We start from the raw sequence: 2,053 nt of genomic DNA on the forward strand, positions 1-2,053 counted from the left end.
GGTGCTCGTGCCGATCTGGATGTAGTAATAGTCTTCAGCCGAGTCGTTCATGCTGCCGAAGTGGATCTTCATCTTGCCGGTGGAGGACAGGCCGTCGCTCTTGCCGTTCATGTCCAGGCCCGTGCCGTCACCAGTGTGCGTGTCGCTCGACAGGCTGCCATCCAGCAGATGAATGCCGTTGAAGTCCGTGGCATTGGCGATTCGGGTAATTTCCGAAGCCATGGCCTGGTACTCCGATTCGATCATCAGGCGCTGTGTGGAGTCATAGGTGCCGGTGGCTGCCTGTTCGGCCAGTTCCTTCATGCGTATGAGCTTTTCGTCAATAACGGCCAGAGCGCCGTCAGCGGTCTGGATGAGGGAAATGGCGTCGTTGGCGTTGCGGACACCCTGCTGCAAAGCGGCGATGTCGGTACGCATCAGTTCGCGGATGGCGAGGCCGGCGGCGTCGTCGGCCGCAGAGTTGATGCGCAGGCCCGTGGACAAGCGCTGCACCGAGGACGACAGGTTGCCGTAGTGCGATGTCAGCGTGTTAGCCACCTGGGTGGCCATCTGGTTGTGATTGATATACATGACATTCCTCCATGAATGTTCTGCATGCCCGGCGATGCTTACGCGCGTCCGCTTCCTTGCGGGCTGTCGCCGCACAGTGTTCGTACTGACGAACGGATGACGGTTGTTGATTTTCTTCGTAACGGCCCATCGCCGGTGCGAAGCCCAAAAGCTACGGGTTTTTTGCTTCCACAGCCTCGTGGTAACCGTGGGCAAAAAATGCCCGGAAACCTGTAATCTTGGACAAAGCAGGAATCATGCCATTTTTTTCGTCAAGAACCGTCAAAATCTTGTCTTCAGGCGGTTGCGCCGCGCTTTGGCCGGTGGTGTGCACGAGTGTCTCAGGCACGTGTTGACAGCGCCCGAATGAGATTTACCTGAGATTCAGGATGGCTTTCAGGGTTTGTGCGGTGTGCATCAGTGGCGTGGCCCTGCTTTTTTGAGAGACTTTTTCCCCATGCCACTGTCCTGCCCGCGCCGGGGGAAGGCTTCCTCCTTCAACGGGTCTGCGCTCCGACCCGAAAAGATCCCCGTCACGGTGGCGGGGATCTTTTTTTGTTGTTCATGCCGCGCTGCAAAGAAACATCGCCACATGAAAACCGCTTCAAACAGGCTGCCTGCGCGGCGGTGGCCTGAATGAAGCGGTTTTGCTGATCAAAAAAATTTGGCGCAGGATTGCTCTAGAGCAGATTAACTTTGAGAATATACATTCTCAAAGTTTAAGGCACGCTCACTTCGGCGTTTAACCGCGCAGATAAACTGCGCTTACGCCTCCGTAACGAACGTCTGCTCACGCAGCCGCCAGAGCAATTTCAAAGTGAAATTGCTCTAATGTCCTGATGGGAACAGCCGATAGGACAAGCAAAGGCGGTTTACGCATGGACGCGTTGGCATTTCGCGCCGCCTGTGACGTACAGCATTCATGGAGGAATGTATGTATATCAATCATAACCAGATGGCCACCCAGGTGGCCAATACGCTGACATCGCACTACAGCAATCTGTCCAATTCGGTGCAGCGTTTGTCCACGGGCCTGCGCATCAACTCATCGGCCGACGACGCCGCCGGCCTCGCCATTCGCGAACTGATGCGTACCGACATCGCCGCTTTGCAGCAGGGTGTCCGCAACGCCAACGATGCCATTTCCCTTATCCAGACCGCTGACGGCGCTCTGGCCGTTATTGACGAAAAGCTCATACGGATGAAGGAACTGGCCGAACAGGCAGCCACCGGCACCTATGACTCCACACAGCGCCTGATGATCGAATCGGAGTACCAGGCCATGGCTTCGGAAATTACCCGAATCGCCAATGCCACGGACTTTAACGGCATCTACCTGTTGAACGGCAACCTGTCGGGCGACACGCACACTGGTGACGGCACGGGTACGGGCATAGATGGCAAGAGCGACGGCCTGTCCTCCACCGGCAAGATGAAGGTCCACTTCGGCAGCATGAACGATTCGGCTGAAGACTATTACTACATCCAGATCGGCACGAGTACT

The 2,053-nt window shown here is 56.2% G+C and carries 3 protein-coding genes; 1 reads left to right on the forward strand and 2 read right to left on the reverse strand.

Features of this window, described 5'->3' with window-relative positions:
• Window positions 1-570: flagellin (locus tag V6C16_RS11870; protein WP_333534722.1), on the reverse strand; the 570-nt coding region annotated here is incomplete at its 3' end.
• A 151-nt stretch (window positions 571-721) separates the two neighbouring features.
• Entirely contained in the window at window positions 722-898 is a 177-nt protein-coding gene (locus V6C16_RS11875) for a hypothetical protein (protein ID WP_333534721.1), read from the reverse strand.
• A gap of 585 nt (window positions 899-1,483) precedes the next feature.
• Between V6C16_RS11875 and V6C16_RS11880 the strand changes: the two genes are divergently transcribed.
• A partial coding sequence (locus V6C16_RS11880) for a flagellin (protein ID WP_333534720.1) occupies window positions 1,484-2,053 on the forward strand: 570 nt, incomplete at its 3' end.

This window comes from Desulfovibrio sp. 1188_IL3213, assembly GCF_036763145.1.
Taxonomy (GTDB): Bacteria; Desulfobacterota; Desulfovibrionia; order Desulfovibrionales; family Desulfovibrionaceae; genus Desulfovibrio.